At 47.1% G+C, this 20,387-nt stretch carries 18 protein-coding genes; 7 read left to right on the top strand and 11 right to left on the bottom strand.

Annotated features, from left to right (window positions below; genetic code table 11):
- Window positions 1-19: 19 nt before the first annotated feature.
- The 3 genes from ACHBID_RS06860 to ACHBID_RS06850 form a co-directional block, all read right to left on the bottom strand.
- Window positions 20-3,217, bottom strand: a complete 3,198-nt coding sequence (locus ACHBID_RS06860) for an FtsX-like permease family protein (RefSeq protein ID WP_394731892.1) — start codon at window positions 3,215-3,217, stop codon at window positions 20-22.
- 9 nt (window positions 3,218-3,226) lie between these two features.
- Window positions 3,227-3,928: an ABC transporter ATP-binding protein gene (locus tag ACHBID_RS06855; RefSeq protein WP_394731893.1), complete on the bottom strand. Its 702-nt coding sequence runs from the start codon at window positions 3,926-3,928 to the stop codon at window positions 3,227-3,229.
- A gap of 88 nt (window positions 3,929-4,016) precedes the next feature.
- Entirely contained in the window at window positions 4,017-4,352 is a 336-nt protein-coding gene (locus tag ACHBID_RS06850; protein ID WP_105160583.1) for a helicase BlpT, read from the bottom strand.
- A gap of 163 nt (window positions 4,353-4,515) precedes the next feature.
- Here ACHBID_RS06850 and ACHBID_RS06845 point away from each other — a divergent pair, with 163 nt between their 5' ends.
- From ACHBID_RS06845 to ACHBID_RS06835, 3 genes are read left to right on the top strand one after another with little or no spacing between them, the layout of a single operon-like run.
- The gene (locus ACHBID_RS06845) at window positions 4,516-5,733 is read left to right on the top strand and encodes a hypothetical protein (RefSeq protein WP_105160584.1); all 1,218 of its coding nucleotides are present in this window, start codon (window positions 4,516-4,518) and stop codon (window positions 5,731-5,733) included.
- Between the two features lie 2 nt (window positions 5,734-5,735).
- Window positions 5,736-6,596: an ABC transporter ATP-binding protein gene (locus ACHBID_RS06840; protein ID WP_105160585.1), complete on the top strand. Its 861-nt coding sequence runs from the start codon at window positions 5,736-5,738 to the stop codon at window positions 6,594-6,596.
- A 12-nt stretch (window positions 6,597-6,608) separates the two neighbouring features.
- Window positions 6,609-7,490: a hypothetical protein gene (locus ACHBID_RS06835; protein WP_394731894.1), complete on the top strand. Its 882-nt coding sequence runs from the start codon at window positions 6,609-6,611 to the stop codon at window positions 7,488-7,490.
- A gap of 68 nt (window positions 7,491-7,558) precedes the next feature.
- Here ACHBID_RS06835 and tpx read toward each other — a convergent pair whose 3' ends face one another.
- On the bottom strand, window positions 7,559-8,044 hold the full coding sequence (tpx, locus tag ACHBID_RS06830; protein ID WP_105160587.1) for a thiol peroxidase: 486 nt from the start codon (window positions 8,042-8,044) through the stop codon (window positions 7,559-7,561).
- Window positions 8,045-8,140: 96 nt separating this feature from the next.
- On the bottom strand, window positions 8,141-10,597 hold the full coding sequence (locus ACHBID_RS06825) for a heavy metal translocating P-type ATPase (RefSeq protein ID WP_394731895.1): 2,457 nt from the start codon (window positions 10,595-10,597) through the stop codon (window positions 8,141-8,143).
- A gap of 155 nt (window positions 10,598-10,752) precedes the next feature.
- Here ACHBID_RS06825 and ACHBID_RS06820 point away from each other — a divergent pair, with 155 nt between their 5' ends.
- Window positions 10,753-11,502: a tRNA1(Val) (adenine(37)-N6)-methyltransferase gene (locus ACHBID_RS06820; protein ID WP_105160589.1), complete on the top strand. Its 750-nt coding sequence runs from the start codon at window positions 10,753-10,755 to the stop codon at window positions 11,500-11,502.
- Window positions 11,492-11,764, top strand: a complete 273-nt coding sequence (locus tag ACHBID_RS06815; RefSeq protein ID WP_105110435.1) for a GIY-YIG nuclease family protein — start codon at window positions 11,492-11,494, stop codon at window positions 11,762-11,764. The genes ACHBID_RS06820 and ACHBID_RS06815 overlap by 11 nt, the downstream gene beginning before the upstream one ends.
- Before the next feature lie 14 nt (window positions 11,765-11,778).
- Here the strand turns inward: ACHBID_RS06815 and ACHBID_RS06810 are convergent, their stop codons facing one another.
- The 3 genes from ACHBID_RS06810 to ACHBID_RS06800 all read right to left on the bottom strand — a co-directional run bounded on the left by ACHBID_RS06810 (window position 11,779) and on the right by ACHBID_RS06800 (window position 14,609).
- Window positions 11,779-12,390, bottom strand: coding sequence for an FMN-dependent NADH-azoreductase (locus ACHBID_RS06810; RefSeq protein WP_105110437.1), 612 nt, complete (start codon window positions 12,388-12,390; stop codon window positions 11,779-11,781).
- Between the two features lie 74 nt (window positions 12,391-12,464).
- Window positions 12,465-12,875, bottom strand: coding sequence for a GNAT family N-acetyltransferase (locus ACHBID_RS06805; protein ID WP_105110438.1), 411 nt, complete (start codon window positions 12,873-12,875; stop codon window positions 12,465-12,467).
- 162 nt (window positions 12,876-13,037) lie between these two features.
- A complete protein-coding gene (locus tag ACHBID_RS06800; RefSeq protein ID WP_105160590.1) occupies window positions 13,038-14,609 on the bottom strand; it encodes a DEAD/DEAH box helicase in 1,572 nt (523 codons plus the stop codon).
- Window positions 14,610-14,958: 349 nt separating this feature from the next.
- Between ACHBID_RS06800 and rplS the strand changes: the two genes are divergently transcribed.
- Entirely contained in the window at window positions 14,959-15,306 is a 348-nt protein-coding gene (gene rplS, locus ACHBID_RS06795; RefSeq protein WP_011921928.1) for a 50S ribosomal protein L19, read from the top strand.
- Window positions 15,307-15,444: 138 nt separating this feature from the next.
- Here rplS and ACHBID_RS06790 read toward each other — a convergent pair whose 3' ends face one another.
- Both ACHBID_RS06790 and ACHBID_RS06785 read right to left on the bottom strand, forming a co-directional pair.
- Window positions 15,445-15,972 carry a dihydrofolate reductase family protein gene (locus ACHBID_RS06790; protein WP_238143432.1) on the bottom strand — a complete coding sequence of 176 codons (528 nt, stop codon included), beginning with the start codon at window positions 15,970-15,972 and terminating at the stop codon, window positions 15,445-15,447.
- A 79-nt stretch (window positions 15,973-16,051) separates the two neighbouring features.
- Window positions 16,052-17,389 (bottom strand): hemolysin family protein, encoded by a 1,338-nt coding sequence (locus tag ACHBID_RS06785; protein ID WP_105160591.1) that lies wholly within the window; start codon window positions 17,387-17,389, stop codon window positions 16,052-16,054.
- A gap of 126 nt (window positions 17,390-17,515) precedes the next feature.
- Between ACHBID_RS06785 and ACHBID_RS06780 the strand changes: the two genes are divergently transcribed.
- The gene (locus ACHBID_RS06780; RefSeq protein WP_105110443.1) at window positions 17,516-18,298 is read left to right on the top strand and encodes an ABC transporter ATP-binding protein; all 783 of its coding nucleotides are present in this window, start codon (window positions 17,516-17,518) and stop codon (window positions 18,296-18,298) included.
- 57 nt (window positions 18,299-18,355) lie between these two features.
- Here the strand turns inward: ACHBID_RS06780 and ACHBID_RS06775 are convergent, their stop codons facing one another.
- Window positions 18,356-20,356 carry a sodium:proton antiporter gene (locus ACHBID_RS06775; RefSeq protein WP_105160592.1) on the bottom strand — a complete coding sequence of 667 codons (2,001 nt, stop codon included), beginning with the start codon at window positions 20,354-20,356 and terminating at the stop codon, window positions 18,356-18,358.
- Window positions 20,357-20,387 lie beyond the last annotated feature (31 nt).

Genomic DNA, 20,387 nt, shown 5'->3' with positions numbered 1-20,387 from the left:
AGGTTTCATCAAATAAATTCTACTCCACTGACTTGAGGGCTTCCAGCATGTCGACCTTTCTGAGCTGGTGGTTGACATACCAGCCCAGGCCTGCCAGAATGCCCACTATGGCTAGGACAGGGATGATGTAGACTTCTGCACCCACATGAGGATTAAAGCGAATGGAGTCTGAGCCAATCATGGCCAGGAGCAGGCGGTGCAGGTAAAAACCTGATACCAGACCGACCAGCACGCCAATCAAGGACAGGGCAATGGTTTCCCGGTAGATATACATGGTCACTTCCTTATTGTGGAAGCCCAGCACCCGAATGGTAGACAGCTCCCGGATTCGCTCGGACATGTTGATGATGGTCAGATTGTAGAGGATGACCAAGCCCAGCAGGATAGAGAGAACCACTAAGATGGTCATGACCGACTGCAAGGAGCCTGCCATGGCCGTCAGCATGTTCATGAGCGAAGTATTTTGCACCAGACTCTTGACTCCAGGCATGGCTAGGAGCTGACTGGCTGTATCTTGGACCTGGTCGACTTGCCCCTGCTTGAGCTGGACCAGATAGCCATTAGCCGTCCGCCGCTTGCCCGTCACCTGCTCATAGTAGGCGTCCGTCATATAGATGAAGTGACCTGCATACATCTCGGCTACATCGGCCACACGGACGGTCACTTGCTCATCTTCCAGAGTCAGCTTGAGCTTATCACCCCTTCCGACACCGTAGAGCTGGGCCAGTTTTTCCGTTAGGACAATGCCCCTGCCACTAAGCTGGATGGACTGACCAGCCTTATTTTCCAGGCTGACCAGATTTCCTATATCCTCTCTGTCCGTCACATAGATACCGACAGACAGTTTTTTTCTCACATCGCCAATCTGCAGGGTCTGATTGGTCTGTTCAAAGGCAATTGGCAAGGACTGGCGGACCTGGTTTGACTGGAGAAAGGCAGTCAACTTGTCCAAGTCCTCCTCAGAAGCTCTGCCATTTTCCACCACCAGTAGGTCATAATGGAGCAGGTCTCCAAACTGGCGATCGACCACCCCAGAGATAGAGGAGCGAATCCCCAGACCGCCAAAGAGGAGGGCGACGGTGCCGGCCACGCCAAAGATGGTCATGAGCATGCGGAGCTTGTAGCGGAAGATATTGCGGGCCGTCACCTTGTGAGTAAAGCTGAGACGAGACCAGACTGCCTGCCACTTCTCCAAAAGAATCTTGGAGCCCGCTGCTGGAGGTTTGGGCAGGAGCAAATGGGCTGGCTTTTCCTTGAGTTCCCGGTGGACCACCAGATAGGCCGGCAGAACCGAGGAAATGAGGGACAGGACCAGGGCTAGCAGGGTCCAGAGGGGATAGAAATGGAGCTTGGCAGGGCCAATCACCGTGGTCTTGGTGATGATATCCGAAATCATGGGCGACAGGGCGAAATTGCCTGCCAAAATACCAACCAAGGTGCCCAATAGACCGGCACCTAGACCATAGAGGATGAACTTGGTCATAATCTGACGGTTGGTGTAGCCCAGAGCCTTGAAGAGACCCGACTGGCTGCGCTCCTCGTCGACAAATCGAGCCATAGTGGTAAAGGTAACCAGGGCCGCTACCAGATAGAGGACTACTGGAAAGACATTACCCACTGCGGCAATAGAGCGAGTAGCATTGCTGTAGGTCGTATAGCCGTCTCCACCTGGTAGGCTGGACCGAGTAAAGACCTGATAGGGTGATTTCTCCAGCTTGGTCAAGTCTTCCTTGGCATGGGCCAATTCATCCTCGGCCTCCTTGATGTCCTTGGTGGCATCTGCTTTTTTGTTGCTGAGCTCTGCTTGGACCTGGTTCAAGTCCTGATCCGCCTGATTGAGACGGAGAGCCTCTTGATTGAGGGTCAGACTGGATGATTCCAGAAGACTAGCCCCCCATTCATAATCAGCGAAACCAGCCTGATAGGCTGCCAGACCTTGCTCGTATTGGGCCAGACCCGCCTGGTATTGGGCTAGACCTGCTTGGTGCTGGGCGTTCCATTCATTGAAGCTGGCAAGACCTGCCTCGTACTCGCCTAACTTAGCTTGGTAGAGGCTGTAGCCTGACATGTAGGTCTGATAGGCTGTGTCGTAATCCGCAGCATTGGGATCCAATTTTTCTAGGTCTGCATCCAGCTGGGCCTTGGCCTGGTTAAGCTGATTGGCAGATACTTCCAGCTGGGCATAGTTTTCTTCTAGGAAGACACCTGTCTGGTCCAGCTGGAGCTTGCTGGCATCCAACTCTGCTTTGCTGGCTTCTAATTGGGCCTTGCTGACCATGAGTTGGTCATAGGCCGCTTGCAATTCTGCTTCAGATTGGATAATCTTGGCTCTGCCACGGGCAAATTCTGACCTACCCGTTTCCAGCTGCTCTTTACCAGACTGGAGGTCCTGCTCTGCCTTTTCCAAATCAGCCTTGGCCTTAGAAATATCCTGCTCTCCCTTGGCAATCTCTTCCTGGCCTTCCGACTGGATGCTGGCCAAACGGAGCTCGTCGTTATCAGACAGGAGCTTTTCCAAGTCTTCCTGGTGCTGCTCCAACTTGTCTTCATAGGCTGGACTGGCATAATCCAAGCCTACCAAATCATCGTAGCGGATCCGGGCAATGGTGTAAACGTCCGAGTCGAAGGCTTCTTCCATGACCAGACCGTAGCCAGCCAGCTGTCCATTGCCGCTAGAGGCCAGACCCATGGTCGTGTTGTCCAAGATTTCCGAAGAGGCCACAAAGCCAACTACCTTGAACTGGTTTTGCGCGAGAATGGTTCCACCCTTGTCTGGCTCCGTCATGTCTATCCTGTCACCGATTTTGAAGGATGATTGAAGCGAGGGTGACAGGGCAATTTCGTCTTTTTGCTTGGGAAAATTTCCTTCCAAGAGCTGATAGCCTGAAATGGTCGGACTGGCCGAAAAGAGGCGAACTGCCTGATCCTTTTCAAGAGTCACATCCTTAAAATATCCAGCCTCAACCCGCGCACCCTCGACGGACTCTAGCTCCTTGATGTCATCCCGAGAAATTCCCAGACCAGATAGGACGGCCAAGTCCATGGTCTGATGCTCTTGCAAATACGCCTGGGCAGTTCTCTCCATATTTGGGGCCGTGACCTTGAGCCCTGTCAGAGCAAGTGCTCCCAGCATCATGAGGCTAAAGATAGACAGGAAACGCCCCTTGGAAGTCGTCAGGGCCTGACCAATGTCCTTCCAATAAATCTTCTTTTTCATAGCCACCTCCTAGTACTCCAGACTGGCGATGTCCTGGGGATGAGGATTGAGAACAATCTCATGCACACGCGCATCCCGCATCCGAATGACCCGGTCCGCGATAGGAGCAAGCGCCGCATTGTGGGTGACAATAATCACGGTCGCCCCCTGCTTGCGGGACATGTCCTGGAGGATTTGCAGGACCTGCTTGCCTGTCTGGTAGTCCAGGGCACCTGTCGGCTCGTCACAGAGCAAGAGCTTAGGCTTTTTGGCGACGGCTCTGGCAATGGCAACCCGTTGCTGCTCACCGCCTGACAGCTGGGCTGGAAAATTATTGATTCGATGACCCAGGCCAACCTGCTCCAAGACCTCTTCCGCATCCAGGGCATCCTGGACGATTTCTGCTGCCAACTCCACATTTTCCTTGGCGGTCAGGTTGGCGACTAAATTATAAAACTGGAAGACAAAGCCAACGTCATCTCGGCGATAATTGGTCAGTTCATGACTTGACAGCTTGGCGATATCCACACCGTCAATCCAAACCTCCCCCTCGTCATTGCTATCCATGCCACCTAAGATATTGAGCAGAGTGGATTTGCCCGCACCAGATGAGCCCAGAATGATGACCAACTCACCCTGCTCAATCTCAAAGGACACGCTGTCATTTGCCACAATGGTCGCATCCCCCATTTGGTAGTATTTCGACGAATTCTTTACTTGGATATAGGACATGGCACACCTCGCTTCTTCTCTTCCTAACAACTGTATTCTTACTACTTATTATAGCACAAAAGAGGGTTTTCACCCTCTCCTTCATCTTTTACACTTGGGCAATAGCAGAGCCGCCATAGAGTTTGAGTTCTTCTCTGATGGTTTGGTAGTAATAGCGATCAAAGGACCGCCAAGCCTGCCTGCTGGTTTCACTCAATCGCAGGTCACCTAATCCAACTAGAAAACTGGTCGAACGGTAGAATTTCTCAATCGCAATCAGTTCTGTATTGGTGACCGACTTGGCCTCCGACAATATGCGTGTCATCTCTGTCAGATTATGTTGCAATCGCTGTTCATCAGCTGTTCCTCGTTTGTCTGCTTGGAAGGCCCGATTCAAGTCTTGAATGAGGGCCAAAACATCCTGAATAATCCGTGTCTTTTCCATAAAAGACCCTCCTTGTTTTTGATAAATTTAGTATATCAAATTAGACAAAGATATTCAAGTTGTTTGTGCAATCTCTTGATTTATATTTATATTAACATTATAATCATAGATAATAACACATTTATTCCTCTATCCCTTCACCATTTCTCCCCTGGAGGTATCTATGTTTCAAATTGAAGGTAAGCTATTTTTCCGTAGCAAGAAAAACTTAGTCGCTATCTTGATCATGCTGATGACGATTCTAGCTAGTTCCCTTCTAGCAGGCTACCACAATCGGCAAGCCAAATTAAAGGTCATCCAACACTATGAACAGTCTATCCGAAATTTTGAAAATATCATACAAGACTTAGAAACACAGTATCAGAATCAAGCCCTCAGCGAAGAGGATTACCAGGCTGAAAAGGACTTCTTTACAGACTATATCACCAACTACCAAAAGGAGATTGAGGCTGTCAAAAAGGAGGACTGGACCTATTTTTATGAGAAAAATATCCAGAACTACCAGAGGGACGGACACTACATCAGCTTTGCCTATCAAAGCTATGAATTTACCCCACAAACCATCGAAAATACCTTCTTGATTTCCAAGTATCTGTTAGAAAAGGAGATACCCTCTGCCTTTCCAACTGAGCTTTACCTAACAGCCTTTGAACATCCCAAAACACCAACAGATAGAGAAATCGTCAAGAGTCTGGGCCAGCAGGCCTTAAAGGGAACTAGCCATGAAATCTGGCAGGGTCAAAAACAGCTAGGCCTGGTCATCACCCTTCCTCTCTTTCTATTAACTTTCACCAATTTTTTCATCAAAGACCAGCAGGGAACTAGCCGACAGATCCGCCTTTTACAGACCCTAGGGTTGACTAGAATCCGAATTACAACCAATAAATACTTGGCTTTCCTGACACTATATACTGCCCTCTTTCTCACCCTCTATCTGAGCCAGTTTCTCATCGACTTTTTACTAAATGGCAATAGTAGCTGGATTTATCCCGTCACCACCTATAGCAGTAGGGGACTGGCTTACAGTTTTATCACCACAACCATTAAACCTATTTACCAAGTCATCTTGCTGGCCTGTGGCATGCACTATCTCTACCTGCTATTTTTGCTGGGAGTAGCACAGACCTTGGCTAGAGTTTTAAAAAATGGACTGGCTGGACTGGTTGTCACACTAGGACTTGTCATCTCTGCCAATTTCTTTCCCCATATCTTCAATCCATTTAGCCTATGGAATGCAGGCAATCTGGCGGACGGAAGTGCTATCATCTACCAGCAATTAACAGGATACAGCATTCCAAAAGTCTTTACGGTTCTTCTCATCAGTAACCTGCTCATCTATATCCTGCAATTCTATCTCCTGACAAGAAAAAGTGAGGTCTAACCATGCGATTATCCATTCACAATTTGTGCAAATCCTACGGGAAAAAGAAGATACTAGACCAGCTAAACCTAGAACTGATGGAGCCTGGAATCTGGGCCCTGATTGGACCAAATGGAGCTGGAAAGACAACCCTCCTAGATTGCATTGCCAACCTGCAATCCTTTGATTCGGGAGAGATTTCAATAAATGGCAAAAAGCACGATAATCCAACTGTCTACCAAACCTTTTCCTACCTGCAGGACAACCGTGTCCTCTACCCTGAATTGACTGGGCTGGAGCATCTGCGATTGGTCCAAACTATCCAAAATTTACCCAAAGAGCGGATAGAGGAAGTCATCCAAGAAATCGGCATCCGTGATTATATGAAGATCCCTGTCAAAAATTATTCACTGGGGATGAAACAACATCTCCTGCTGGCAATCGGTATTATGAACAAGCCCCAGGTCATGCTCTTGGATGAACCCTTGAACGGCTTGGACCCGACCAGCTACATCCAGACCAGAAAATTGCTCCAGAAACTAGCCAAGAATGGCTCAACCATTATCGTGTCTTCCCACCAATTAAACGAGGTGGACCAACTAACCGACCAACTGCTCTTTCTTAAACAGGGAAAAATCATTGAGTGGAAACTGGAACAGGTTGGGCGACAATATGCCATTCAGACTAGTGACAATCAGACAGTGTATCAGAAACTTGGGCAAATGAAGGGACTGACTTTGGCCAATGATAGCATTCAGGTAGATACCAGTGTTCATAGTCTGCATTTCTACCTAGACCAAGTCATGACCTGTCAGGTGGAAATTCTGGAAATTACACTTCAGGAACACCAGTCCGAAGAGATTTATAAAGAACTATTTGAATAGGGAGGTCTGACCATGAAGCTACTGTCCCTTTTCATCCTACGACTGAAACGCAATGCTCTTTTTCTAGCCCTCATGACCGCTGTGGCTCTTATCCCACTTGCTCTGTCCTATCGGAATGTCCTAGAAGCCGAAAACCTGCGATTTGAGGATCGAACCCGTATCACACAAGTCAAAAAAGAAGCTGAAATGGTCTTGTACTCTGATGATAATGAAGCCCAAGCCTTAGACCAGGAAAGCACGGATTATTATAAAAAACTCTTGGAACTGGCGACCACCTACTTAGAAAAGGAACATATCCAAGGCAAAAGTCAAGAGGTCTTGGGAACGGAGTTAGAACTCTACCAGACCTTGCAAAACTGGGAGGCAAAGGGAAATAGAGTCAATCATTTTACGAGTAGTGAACTGGCAGAACGTATCACAGTCTATAAAAAAGTTCTAGAGCAAACTCTTACCTTTCACTACCCTACTGCTCCCAAGGACTTTTATCTGACCTTGTTACAATTTCTTCCAGCTAGTATCTACATCATCCCCCTTGTCGTTTGCTCTTTGATAGTCTGGCTCCTCATGACTGACCTTTCCAAACATCGTGGCCTCCTCTTTATCAACGGACTATCCCCTGGTCAATATGCCACTAGCCTGACCTTACTTGCTTTTCTCCTCCAAGTTGCTATCTATGCCCTCATCCTGTTCATGCTGCTTCTATTGGCACAGCAGTTCCAATTTACCTTCCAAGAAGACTATCCTCTACTAGTCGGCACAAACACTCTCTCTACCATATCTATCAGGGAACAATTACAGAAACTCCTGCTGGTAATGGTTGGAGTGACAGGTTTCTATCTGACCTTTATCCGATTAGCAACTGCTAAAGTCCTACAAACATACAAGCGAAAATAAGCCACCTCGAAAATGGTGGCTTTTTGCTGACAAAAAAACGATGCCTGTTCAGACACCGTTATATTCTTTTATTTGACAGCCTCTAAAGCCGCTTCATAGTCTGGGTGTTCGTTGACATTGTCCAGGTATTCTACGTAGGTGATTTCATTGTCGGCATTGAGGACAAAGACCGCACGCGCCAAGAGGTTCCACTCCTGCATGAGAAGGCCATAGGATTTTCCAAAGGCATGGTCATAATAGTCGGACAGGGTCACTGCAGACTCCAGGCCAGAATTTCCACACCAGCGCTTTTGGGCAAATGGTAGGTCGACAGAAACCGTGATAACCACTGTGTCTTCCTTGCCAGCCAGCTCTTCATTAAAACGGCGGGTCTGGGTATCACAAATACCTGTATCAATGGACGGCACGACGCTGATAATCTTGGTCTTCTTGCCATAGTCCTTGAGACTCTTGAGATTGAGTTCATTGTCCATGAGGACAAAGTCAGGCGCCTTGTCACCAACCTGCAAACGTGGACCTACTAGGGTCACTTCTTTTCCGATAAATGTCGTCATTTTCAATCTCCTTCCGATTGCTATACCCATTGTAAGCGTTTTTTGAAAAAATTACCACTAATTTGACTAAAGATGTAGAGATTGACACAAATTTGCTTAAATCAATTTTCTGGTCCGCAAACGCAGGGCATTGAGCAGGACAGATACAGAGCTGAGGGCCATGGCTGCTCCAGCCAGCATTGGATTGAGAAGGGGACCGCCGAAGAGATGGAGGAGACCCATGGCAATCGGAATGCCGATGACATTGTAGGCAAAGGCCCAGAAGAGATTTTGCTTGATGGTTTTCATGGTCAATTGGCTCAGTCGAACAGCCTTAGGAACATCCATCAAATCACTGTGCATGAGAACCAAGTCTGCCGTTTCGATAGCGACATCAGTACCAGAACCAATGGCAATACCAACCTCGGCTTGGGCCAAGGCAGGAGCATCATTGATGCCGTCTCCGACCATAGCTACCTGCTTGCCTTGGGCTTGTAGGGCCTTGACCTGATTGGCCTTGTCCTCTGGCAAGACTTGGCTGATGACGGTGTCAATTCCCACTTGGTCAGCAATGGCCTGAGCTGTTTTCTCATTGTCCCCTGTCAGCATGACCACTTCCAATCCCATCTGGTGCAAAGCCTGGATGGCTGCGTGACTGGATGGTTTTACTTGGTCAGCAATGGCAATGACTACCAACAAGTGTCCGTCTGCTGCCAGATAGACAGGCGTCTTGGCTTGGTTGGCGTAGGTTTCTGCTGTCGCAATGGCAGAGCCAAGCGCAATCCCAGACTCCTTCATCAGCTTTTCATTGCCCAACAAAATAGTCTGCTCTGCTATTTTCACCGACAAACCGCGACCGGAAAGGGCTTGGAAATCCTGACTAGGGAGAAGAGATAATCCAGCGTCCTCTGCGGATTTGAGCAGGGCTTGAGCCAGCGGATGCTCAGAGTATTGCTCCGCACTTGCTGCCAGCTGGAGAACTTCTTCCTCAGTGGCAGAACTGAAAACTGTCATGTCCGTCACTTGAGGTTTACCTTGGGTAATGGTTCCCGTCTTGTCAAAAACGATGGTGTCGACCTTTTGAAGGACCTCAACGGCTTGACCTGACTTGAAGAGGAGACCATTTTCCGCCCCCTTACCAGTCCCGACCATAATAGCCGTCGGTGTCGCAAGTCCCAGAGCACAAGGACAGGCAATAACCAGCACTGAAATAGTGATGGAAAGAGAGAAAATCCAAGGTTCTTGCCCCAAGGTCCACCATGCTAACCCAGATAGGAGGGCCAGGACCATAACAATCGGCACAAAAACCGCTGAAACACGGTCAGCCAGCTGGGCAATGGGCGCTTTAGAACCCTGTGCCTCTTCGACCAGCCGAATAATTTGTGCCAGAGTCGTATCTGCTCCAACCTTGGTCGCTTGCATTTGAAAGGCACCATGCTGATTGAGTGTGGCACCTACTACGCTATCACCGACTGCTTTTTTGACCGGCAAACTTTCTCCCGTCAGCATAGACTCATCCACGGTCGATTGACCTTGGAGAACTTTTCCGTCAACTGGAATTTGTTCACCCGGACGGACCTGCAAGACATCCCCAACTTGGACTTGTTCTAAGGGAAGGGTGACTTCTTGCCCGTCGCGGATTAGTCTGGCTGTCTTAGGAGCTAGGTTCATCAATTTCTTAATGGCATCGGACGTCCATCCTTTGGACAGGGCCTCCATGTGTTTCCCAAGGGTAATCAAGGTTAAAATCACAGCGGCAGACTCGAAATAGAGCTCGGGGTGCCCATGCGACAGATCCGCCTGACCTCTCGCAATCAGAACCGTCATAATCAGACCTTGCACAAGAGCTGCGCTAGTTCCCACCGCAATCAAGCTGTCCATATTGGGATGACCTGCAAACAGTGTCTTAAAACCTTTTTGATAGAAGGCGCGCCCGATATACATGACCGGCAGAGTCAGAAATAGTTGAACCAAGGCGAAAGTCAAGGGTTGATGAAGAAAGGCAGGTAAAGGTAAACCACCACCCGGTAACATTGGCCCCATGGCGATATAGAGTAAGGGCAGGGTGAACACAGTTGACCAGATAAAACGGGACCACAAATCTGATTGATGTTGTTCCTTACTATCGACAGCTGTAACAAGCGAATTTGTTTGTGGCAAGACAGCCTTGTAGCCAGCTTTTTCAACGGCAGACAGAATCGCAGCTGCATCTAAGCGATCCTTGTCATATGTCATCGTTGCCTTTTCCGTTGCCAGATTGACAGCCACTTCTTCCATACCAGCCAGTTTCCCTAGCGCCTTTTCTACCGTCATGGCACAGGAAGCACAGGTCATGCCCTCAATAGCATAGGTTTCTGTGATAAGGTTGCGGACCAAGCCATAACCAGCCTTTTCAACTGCATGACCAATGTCGCTAAGGCTCAAGACATTTTCATCAAAACTGACACTCAATTTTTCAGTTGCCAAATTGACGCTGGCTTCCTCTACTCCTACTAATTTCCCGACAGCCTTCTCGACCGTCAAGGCACAGGTGGCACAGGTCATTCCTTGAACAGGCAGGGTCATTTTTTTCATAGAATTTCTCCTTCGACTACATTTGTAATTATATTGTACAACATTTGACTACAATTGTAAACAAACTTGTTTTAAAAAATCCATTTGAAAGAAAAATCTAGACCTCCGTATTTCCTTCCCCACCTAAACAGCCTGCGATATGCTATAATAATCTCATGCACAATCCAGTTTTATTAGACGGAGAGCGGATTGACCAGCTCTTCTCGACAGATGTTCAGATTATTCAAAATCGGGAGGTTTTTAGCTACTCGATTGACAGCGTTCTTCTTTCGCGCTTTCCAAAAATGCCTGCTCAGAAGGGGCTGATTGTTGACCTTTGTAGCGGAAATGGGGCGGTGGGCCTCTTCGCCTCTACACGCACCAAAGCCCAGATTATTCAGGTTGAATTACAGGAACGCTTGGCGGATATGAACCGCCGCTCCATTGCCCTCAATGGTTTAGAGGAACAGGTATCAGTGATTAACGACGATTTGGCAAACTTACCTCAATATGATTTACGATCAAAAGTTGATTTAATGCTCTGCAATCCTCCTTACTTTAAAGTAGATGAATCTTCTAACCTCAATGAAAGCGAGCATTATCTTCTGGCCAGGCACGAAATTGCGACCAACCTAGACAGCATTTGTCAGGTGGCTCAACAGGTGCTCAAGTCCAATGGTCGCTTGGCCATGGTCCACAGACCCGACCGATTTTTAGATATTTTGGACACATTAAGAACCTACAAACTAGCTCCCAAACGCATCCAGTTTGTCTATCCCAAGGCCAGCAAGGAGGCCAATATGTTGCTGATTGAGGCGATCAAGGACGGCTCGGTAGATGGGCTACACATCCTGCCACCTCTGGTTGTCCATGAGGAAAATGGCGACTATACTCCGGCCGTTCGTGAGATTTATTATGGAAAATAAGGCCTACTTGTATGTCTTGGAATGTGCCGACGGGAGTCTTTATACTGGCTATACGACGGATGTGGAGAAGCGGCTTGCTACCCATAATCGTGGGAAAGGGGCCAAGTACACCCGTGCACGCTTGCCTGTCAGCCTGCTCTATCAGGAAGCCTTTGATAGCAAGCAAGAAGCCATGTCTGCCGAGGCTTTGTTTAAAAAACGTAGCCGGCAGAGTAAGTTAGACTACATTGCAGAAATGATAAAAAAACCTCGACCAAAATAGGTCGAGGTTTTGGTTTAAAATCTTTCTAAAATCCGATCAATTTTAGCCATTGCCTCTTCAAAAATAGCCTGAGCCTGGCTCGGATCGGCAGATTGCCCTTCGATAAAGACCTGATGAATGTCTTCAAAGCCTAAAAATTCAAAGATAGACTTGATGTACTGGGCAGCTGGATCCTGACCTGCATAAACACCACCATTGGACTGGATGTGCAGGAGCTTCTTATCTTTGACCAGTCCGATAGAGCCTTCTGGACCATACTTAAAAGTCAGACCTGCTACATTGATGGTATTGACCCAAAATACCAACTGACTGGGCACATTGAGGTTCCAAAGGGGATTGACGACGACAATCTTATCAGCTGCAAGAAATTGCTGGGTCAAGGCGTTGTAACAGTCCAATCGCTCTGCTTGCTCAGGGCTAATAACTTCGCCTTTTTTAGCTGCTCCCATAGCCTCTAACAAGGATTTGTCCAAGGCAGGAATCTGGTCTTCAAAGACATCCACTACTACTATCTGATCTTCTGGGTGCAAACTGGCGTAACGAGTTTGAAACTCTTCCAAGGCTCGCAAGGCGTAGGACTTTTGTGCATCGAGGGGGTGGGCTTTTACAATCAAAACGGTTTCCATGGTATTTCTCCTTTTATCACTAGTTATTGGTAAATGTATTATACTCCATTTAATTGGAGATTCAACTGATATCCTCAAGACTTCAAATAGGTGTAAGCAACACAGTCCAAACTTTCAACAGCTGTAAAGCCAAGTGCCTCATAAAAAGACTGTGTTTTCTCAGTATTGTCCGTCAAGAGATGGAGCTGATAGATCTCTGGAAAGTGTGCAATGGCTTGCTCTAAAAGAGTGCGACCAATTCCCTGACGTTGATAGGTTGGCAAAACCAAGATATCCTGAATAAAAACAATCGAATAACCATCACCAACTGCCCGCAAAAGACCCACTAGACGGTCACCGTCAAAGGCCGCAAGAACGAGCAGACTATGTTCCAAGGCCTTCTGTAACATGGTAGGCCGGTCAGTATAATTTGTCCAACCAACTGAATCAAAGATTTCAAGGACTGCTTGAAAATCAAGTTGAGGATTTTGTCTGTAAGTAATCATGATGTTCTCCTTTGTATTTTTTTAGAATACAAAGGCTTTATCCATTGTATTTTTTTTAGAATACAGAGGCTTTATCCATTGTTAAAATACCCATGGTCACCCCTCCTGTTTTTCTACTTCTACTATAACAAAAACTGCTCCAATTAGGAAGCAGTTTCAACTTTATCTCTCACCCTTATTGCGAATTACGAAGCCTGTTTGCTTTTCACTTGAGGTGCGTTGGTGTGGTTTTTTGTTGTCTTGACGGCGGTTATCACGTTTGAACTTGTCATCGCGACGGTTGCGGTCTCCACGGCGTCCTCCACGATCACGATTTCGGTCACCGTCACGACGGCCACTACGATCACGGTCGCGACCTCCACGTCCACCTTTGCCCTTGGCTTGACCAGGAGCAAACTTGAATGGCAGTGGTTTTTCACGCGCGATTTCCACTTCTGGCAAGCTATCTGGATCTTGTACGGTCAGGCTGAGTACGTAGAGTGCAAGCTCTTCAGGGGTAAATTCGGCCGCCAACTTGACTGCGTCTTTCTTAAACTTATCAAAGTTTCCACGAATGGCCTCGTCTGCGAAGTCACGCTCAATCTTTTTCAGAGCAACTTTTTTCTTGGCTTCAAAAGCCTCTTCAGCGGTTGCAGGCTTGAGCCCCTTCATACGCTTCTTGGTCAACTCTTCGATGATAGCCAAGTAACCCATTTCATTTGGCGAAACAAAGGTGATCGATTGACCAGACTGGCCAGCACGACCTGTACGACCGATACGGTGCACGTAACTTTCAGGGTCTTGTGGAATATCGTAGTTGTAGACATGTGTCACACCTGAGATATCCAAACCACGTGCTGCTACGTCCGTCGCAACGAGGACATCAATTTGATCTCCCTTGAAATCGCGGATAACACGCAGGCGTTTATTTTGGTCCAAATCTCCGTGGATACCCTCTGCACGGAAACCACGCAGTTTGAGCCCACGCGTCAATTCGTCAACGCGGCGTTTGGTACGACCGAAGACGATAGACAATTCTGGCTGGTCAACATCCATGAGGCGAGTCATGGTGTCGAATTTCTCATTTTCTTTGACACGGATATAGTATTGATCAACGTTGACATTGGTCAATTCCTTGGCCGCAATTTTAACGTGCTCAGGCTCTTTCATGAACTTGACACCAATACGCTTGATTGGCTCTGGCATGGTTGCAGAAAATAGAAGGGTCTGGCGACTTACTGGCACACGTTCGATGATCGCTTCGATATCATCCAAGAAGCCCATATTGAGCATTTCATCCGCTTCGTCAAGAATGAGGGTTTCAACACCGTCAAGCTTGAGAGCCTTTCTCTTAATCAAGTCCAAGAGACGACCTGGTGTACCGACTACGATATGGGCACCTGAACGGAGGGCCTTGATTTGTTTTTCAATGCTAGAACCGCCGTAAACAGAGCGAACTTTTACACCCTTTTCACGACCAAATTTGAAGAGTTCTTCCTGACTTTGCACCGCCAACTCACGTGTTGGGGCAATAATCAAGGCTTGGACAGCTTGATTGTCGATGTCAATTTTGTTGAGGGTTGGCAGACCAAAAGCTGCGGTTTTCCCAGTCCCCGTCTGGGCCTGACCAATCACATCCTTGCCTTCAAGAGCAAGCGGAATAGTCTGCTCTTGGATAGGTGACGGTGTTTCAAACCCCGCCTTCTCAACGGCAAGCAAAATGTCTTCGGACAACTGTAAATCTGTAAATTTCAATGTTTTCTCTTTTCTAAAAGGCAGTGCGAAGCTACCTTATCTCACTTTTTTTGTAACAACTATTTCCACTGGCAGCGAACTAACCAGTATCAGACTTGCAACTTACCTAGTATACCACATTCTAAGCGTAAAGGTTGGCTTTTGCCTTGAAAATATTAATAATACGTTTTCATGATTTGTCCCAAAACCGAGCCCATCCTTCTTTCACTTTTTTCTAAAATCCAGCATATTTACTTTACAAATCTATCAAAATAAGGTAAAATATTCTTCGTGTGTAATGGACGCACAAAAATACAGTTTATCCGCTGGGTTTAAAAGCACCTATGATTGACAAAGATAGGAGAAAAAAATGAATCCATTGATCCAAAGTTTGACAGAAGGTCAGCTTCGTACTGATATCCCTTCTTTCCGTCCTGGTGACACTGTGCGTGTTCACGCGAAGGTTGTCGAAGGTAACCGCGAACGTATCCAGATCTTCGAGGGTGTTGTGATCTCTCGTAAAGGCCAAGGCATCTCAGAAATGTACACTGTACGTAAAATCTCTGGTGGTGTAGGTGTTGAACGTACATTCCCAATCCACACTCCACGTGTTGACAAGATTGAGGTTGTTCGTTACGGTAAAGTACGTCGTGCTAAATTGTACTACTTGCGTGCTCTTCAAGGTAAAGCAGCTCGTATCAAAGAAATCCGTCGTTAAGATAGTCCCAGAGGCTAGCTTAATCGGTAGAAAAAGGCATTCCAATCGGGATGCCTCTTCTTTTTACCAAATATTATTTAAAATCCTATATCCAGGATTTTTATTTTATCTCATAAGTTACAGCCAGCACCCCAGACTTCAGAACCTGGCTCTCTTGAAGCTGAAATTCTGCTGCAATTCCCTCCAAGAGACGGAATCCCCACCGACAGATACAGGAGAAATGCTTAATTTCAATACACCTACTAGGCCTTCTTCCATGAGAAATTTAGCCAGGCGTGAGCTATCCAAGACCAGAATATCTCCACCTTCTTGCATTTTTAGCTGCTTCAACTGTCCAACAATATCACCTTTAAGCAAGGTCGTATTGTTCCAACCCGCTTTCTCTAGGCTGGTCGAGCAGACCAACTTTTCAACCTTCTCAATCCAGGCAGCATGGTTTCTCTCATGGTCACTAGCATCAGGATTGTCCAGCATAGTCGGCCAGTAGCCATACATCATCTCATAGGTCTTGCGTCCCCACAGGATTGTATCGACAGTAGACAGGACCTGATTGGCTACCGCCTCCAATTCTTCATTGTAAGCTACAAAGCCAATATCCATGGTACCATTTGGTCCCTCAACCATGCCGTCTACTGACGAATGCAAAAATACAATCAAATTTCTCATAACACTTCTCCACTTTTCTTAATAAGCTATTAGTCTAGCCTATTTCCGATAAAAATGCAAAAAAAGAAGGACTAGTTTCCTAATCCTTCTCGTTTGAATCTTCTTCAATCGGTGTGATAAGAATCTTCAGCTTGGTCACACGACCATTTTTCACCTTATCATTGCTGAGAACCAGGTGGTGGCCCTTGCTGTCCACCTCAAAGGAAACTTTTTCCTCCTGGCTTGGAATGGTACCCACACCTGTCAGATAATAGCCGGCAATGGTATCCACATCATCGCTCTCCAACTCCATATCAAAATGTTCATTGAAGTCGTTGAGGGTCATATTCCCCTGAACGATAAAGGTATTGTCTGCAATTTCACGGACAAAGACTTCTGTCTTATCGGTCTCATCATCGATTTCACCGACAATTTCTTCCAGAAGGTCTTCCAAGGTAGCAAGACCAGCAACGCCACCGTATTCGTCCAGCAAAATAGCCATTTGGTTTTGGGTATTGCGAAGGGCCTTGAGCAAATCATCCACAAAAATTGTCTCCGGTACGAAGAGCGGTTCTTGCATGATGCGGCGAATATTGAGATTATCAAAGCCGTTGGTAAAGCCTTCCGCCAAGATTTTCTTTGTATGAATCAGGCCAATCACATTGTCCTTGTCGCCTTCGTAGACTGGGATACGAGAAAAGTTTTGCTTGAGAATTTCAGCCATAATGGCGGCAATTTCATCATCAATATCCACCATGAAAGCATCGGTACGAGGAACCATAACCTCACGGGCCATGAGCTCGTCCAGATTGAAAATCCCCTGCAGCATCTCGATTTCTTCCGCATCCAAGGTCTGCTCGCTCTTGGTCAAGATATACTCAATCTCGTCACGGGTCATCTGGTCATCCGCATCATCAAAATTCATAGGTGTGATACGGCTAATCAGGTTGGTCGCAGCTGAAAGCAGCCAGACAAAGGGGCTGACAATCTTGCCAAGAAAAATAATGACAGGAGCCGTTACAACTGCTAGATTTTCCTTCATATTCATGGCAATCCGCTTGGGATAAAGCTCACCAAGGACAATGGAAATAAAGGTCAAAAGTGCCAGAGCCAACCAATAGCCAGCTGTCTGAGCTGTAGCCGAATCGCCCAGCCACTGGGCCAAAATCGCACCTAAATCACTAGCCAAACTTGCACCCGAAAGAATGGAGATGAAGGTGATGCCGACTTGTATGGTCGATAAGAAGTTATTTGGATTTTCCAAGACGGAAACCAGGCGAATGTACTTCTTCTCCCCCTCGGCTGCCTTCTGCTCCACACGAGAGCGGTTGAGCGACACCAGGGCCATTTCTGAAGCCGAGAAAAAGGCGTTGAGCAGGGTCAACAAGAGCAAAACAAGTAATTGAATGTAAATGGTCTGACTACCGGGGTCTTCCATGATATGAATGTCTCCTAAAATAAAAGTTATAGCATTCCTATTATACCACAATTTCTAAAATTTGCTAGAAATGTGCTGAATCTTTCATTCTGTGGTAAAATAGTCAAAAAGATGAGGAGATGGGTCATGATTATTTCAATGAAAAATGTCAGCTACCGCAGACAGGGTAAAAACTTACTAGAGGACATCAACTGGGAATTCAAGGAAGGTGAGCGCTGGGCCATCCTGGGTCTCAACGGGGCTGGAAAATCTACACTGCTACGCATTCTCATGGCAGAATTTTGGAAATCGTCTGGGGACCTGGCTGTTCTCGGAGTTGAATTTGGCAGAGGGGACATCCCCAGCCTCCGTACAAAAATCGGTGTGGTTGGCTCCTTTCTAGCCGAACGTTTTCCTATCGACCTGACGGCAGAGCAGATTGTCCTGACAGGAAAGTATAAGTCCTCCATTCTTTACAAGGAATACGGTCAGGCAGAAATCGATGAGGCCACAGCCATGTTGCGGGAAATTCGTGCGGGGCATTTGATTGGGCGGACCTATGCTAGTCTGTCGCAGGGGGAGCGTCAGCTGCTGCTGATTGCCCGCAGTCTTATGGAAAATCCAGCAATTTTGATTTTGGACGAGGCAACGGTTGGTCTGGACCTCTTGGCTCGTGAGCGCCTACTCCAGCATATCGACCATATCTGTCAGCTACCGACGGCGCCTGCTATCATCTTTGTGACCCACCATGCGGAGGAAATCACCAGCAACTTCAGCCATGTCCTCCTGCTCAAGGAAGGCAAGGTTTTGACCCAAGGACCAAAGGAGAAAATCCTGACGCCTGAACTTTTGGGTGACTTCTATGGCAATCAGGTCGAACTGATTGAACTCGGGGAGGAACGGATTTTTATCAAGCCAATATTAGACTAAAAAACCAGGAAAACCTGGTTTTTTGCTGTTTATTTGAATTAGCTTACGAGCCCACTATTAAAATGAATCAAATTCCCGTAAACTGTAGCTTTCCAGCTGGTTGATATTGCGGCGAAGATCCTTGGCAACCTGATTGGAAATGAGCTGATCTGCCTCGTATTCCGCCACAATCTTCCTTTCCAAGTAAAATCCTCGCAGCAAATCCTCCAAATTATCCGGCTTGAGACGACCAATCAGGTCTTCTACTCGAACCCCTGCCAAGACAAGCTGGGACTGGTAGACCCGGTAGCGCTTGAGAATAGTCAGATAGTCCTTGGGATAGTTTGACTGGCAACTATTAAGGAAGGCAATGATATCAACCGTATTTGCAATAAACAAATCTGACAGGTCTGGATGACCATGTTGATTGTCAGCTTTCATCCGTCGTCCCTTGTTTTTCACCAATTCCACCCATTCATGGTACCACTTGGCCAGGACCCGGCGACCAATCATAAAGAGATAGGTCCAGGTAGCTACCAAGTCTCGGTTGATGTCCTGCTCCATTTCGCTGAGATAGGATTGGTAAATCCGGTAGGAAGACATATCCAACAGGCCCTCTTCAAACCGTTTTTCAAGACCAGCTCGTTCAATTTCTAGGATTTTCAAGCGTAATTTGGCAACTTCACGTCGTCGCTCCACAGGAATGAGCTGGCGTTGCAGATTTTCCATCCGCTTATAGTATTGACCGATAACTGCATAGATAGTACTAGGATTGTTGGCATGCTCCACATCCATTTCCAAGAGATCAATCACTTCCTTCAAAATCGCCAAGCGTGCGGGACCTTCTGGGATGGTCGCCTCTGTTCGAGGTTCTGCTAAAAGGGGCAGGACAAGGAGACCGGTCAGGAAACTAAAGAGGGTAACCATGCCGACCGTAAAGAGGATGAGACTGTAGGTTGTCTGATCTACTTCTGGCAGCAGGAGAATGGTTGCTATGGAAACCGAACCCTTCATTCCAGAAAAGGTCAAGATAAGCAGGTTCTTAAGTTGGTAATCGCCAGATTTCTTGACTAATTTCAACAGGAAAATACCCACAAAGCGAACTAGAAAGAGACTGGCAGTCAAGACCAAGACCGTTGTCATCAGCCAAGCATTACTGATGAAGGGATTCTTCAAGGCCGGCTGGACAATCCGGGTAAATTCATAACCAAAAATGATAAAGACAAAGCCATTGAGAATAAAGCTCAGAGTCTCCCAGATAATAAACGTCACTCGATCAACACGCGCATCAAAGAGGGACATTTTCTTCAATTGCTTGGACTGGAAAAGACCAGCAATCACGACGGCGATAATGCCTGACCCCCCTAGATAACTAGCTACTATATAGGCCAAGAGAGGCAAGGAAATTTCCAGCAATAGGACCCCAGCAACATCAGCCGCATCTAATTTTTCCAGAATAGAAACGGCCGCTCGGTGCAAGAATACAAAGAGCAAGCCAACAAGGGCACCAGCAAGCAAAACCCAGACCAATTGCCCACTGGCCTGCAGGAGGGAAAAGGTCCCGGTCGTCAAGGCCAGGATGGCAAATTGGAAGGCAACCAGGCCACTCGCGTCGTTGAGCAAGCCTTCCAGGGTCAGGATTTCTTCTAACTTCTTGGGAAACTTAAAGCGTTTGGACAAGGCCAGAAAGGCCACCGCATCCGTCGGAGCTAAGGCAGCTCCCAGGGCAAAGCTAAGTGGCAGGGGAATTTCCACTGGGAGAAGATATCCTGCCAAACCACCAATAGCCAGAGTGGTCAAAAAGACCAGAGGAAAAATCAAGTAAGCAATAGTGGACTTATGTCGCTTCAAACTCTCAATATCACTCTCCTGTCCCTCACGGAAGTTGAGGGGAGCAATGACCAGGGCCAGGAAAAGCCCGGCGTCAATCCCCACAGTCTCGTCACCAAACAAGGCACCGACCAGGACCCCCAAGAGCAGCTGGACAAAGGGCAGGGGCAGTTTTGGATTGAGCCTATAAAGGGTATTGGACACAATCAATAGAATCAATAAGAGTATCAAGATAAATGTATGACTGATAAAATCACCTCCGCTTTCTCAGTAGGATAGC

The sequence above is a fragment of the Streptococcus sp. A25 genome, from assembly GCF_043674095.1.
Taxonomy (GTDB): domain Bacteria; phylum Bacillota; class Bacilli; order Lactobacillales; family Streptococcaceae; genus Streptococcus; species Streptococcus suis_V.
Note: the sequence above shows the minus strand (reverse complement) of the source record. Positions and strands in the feature narration are given on the sequence as shown.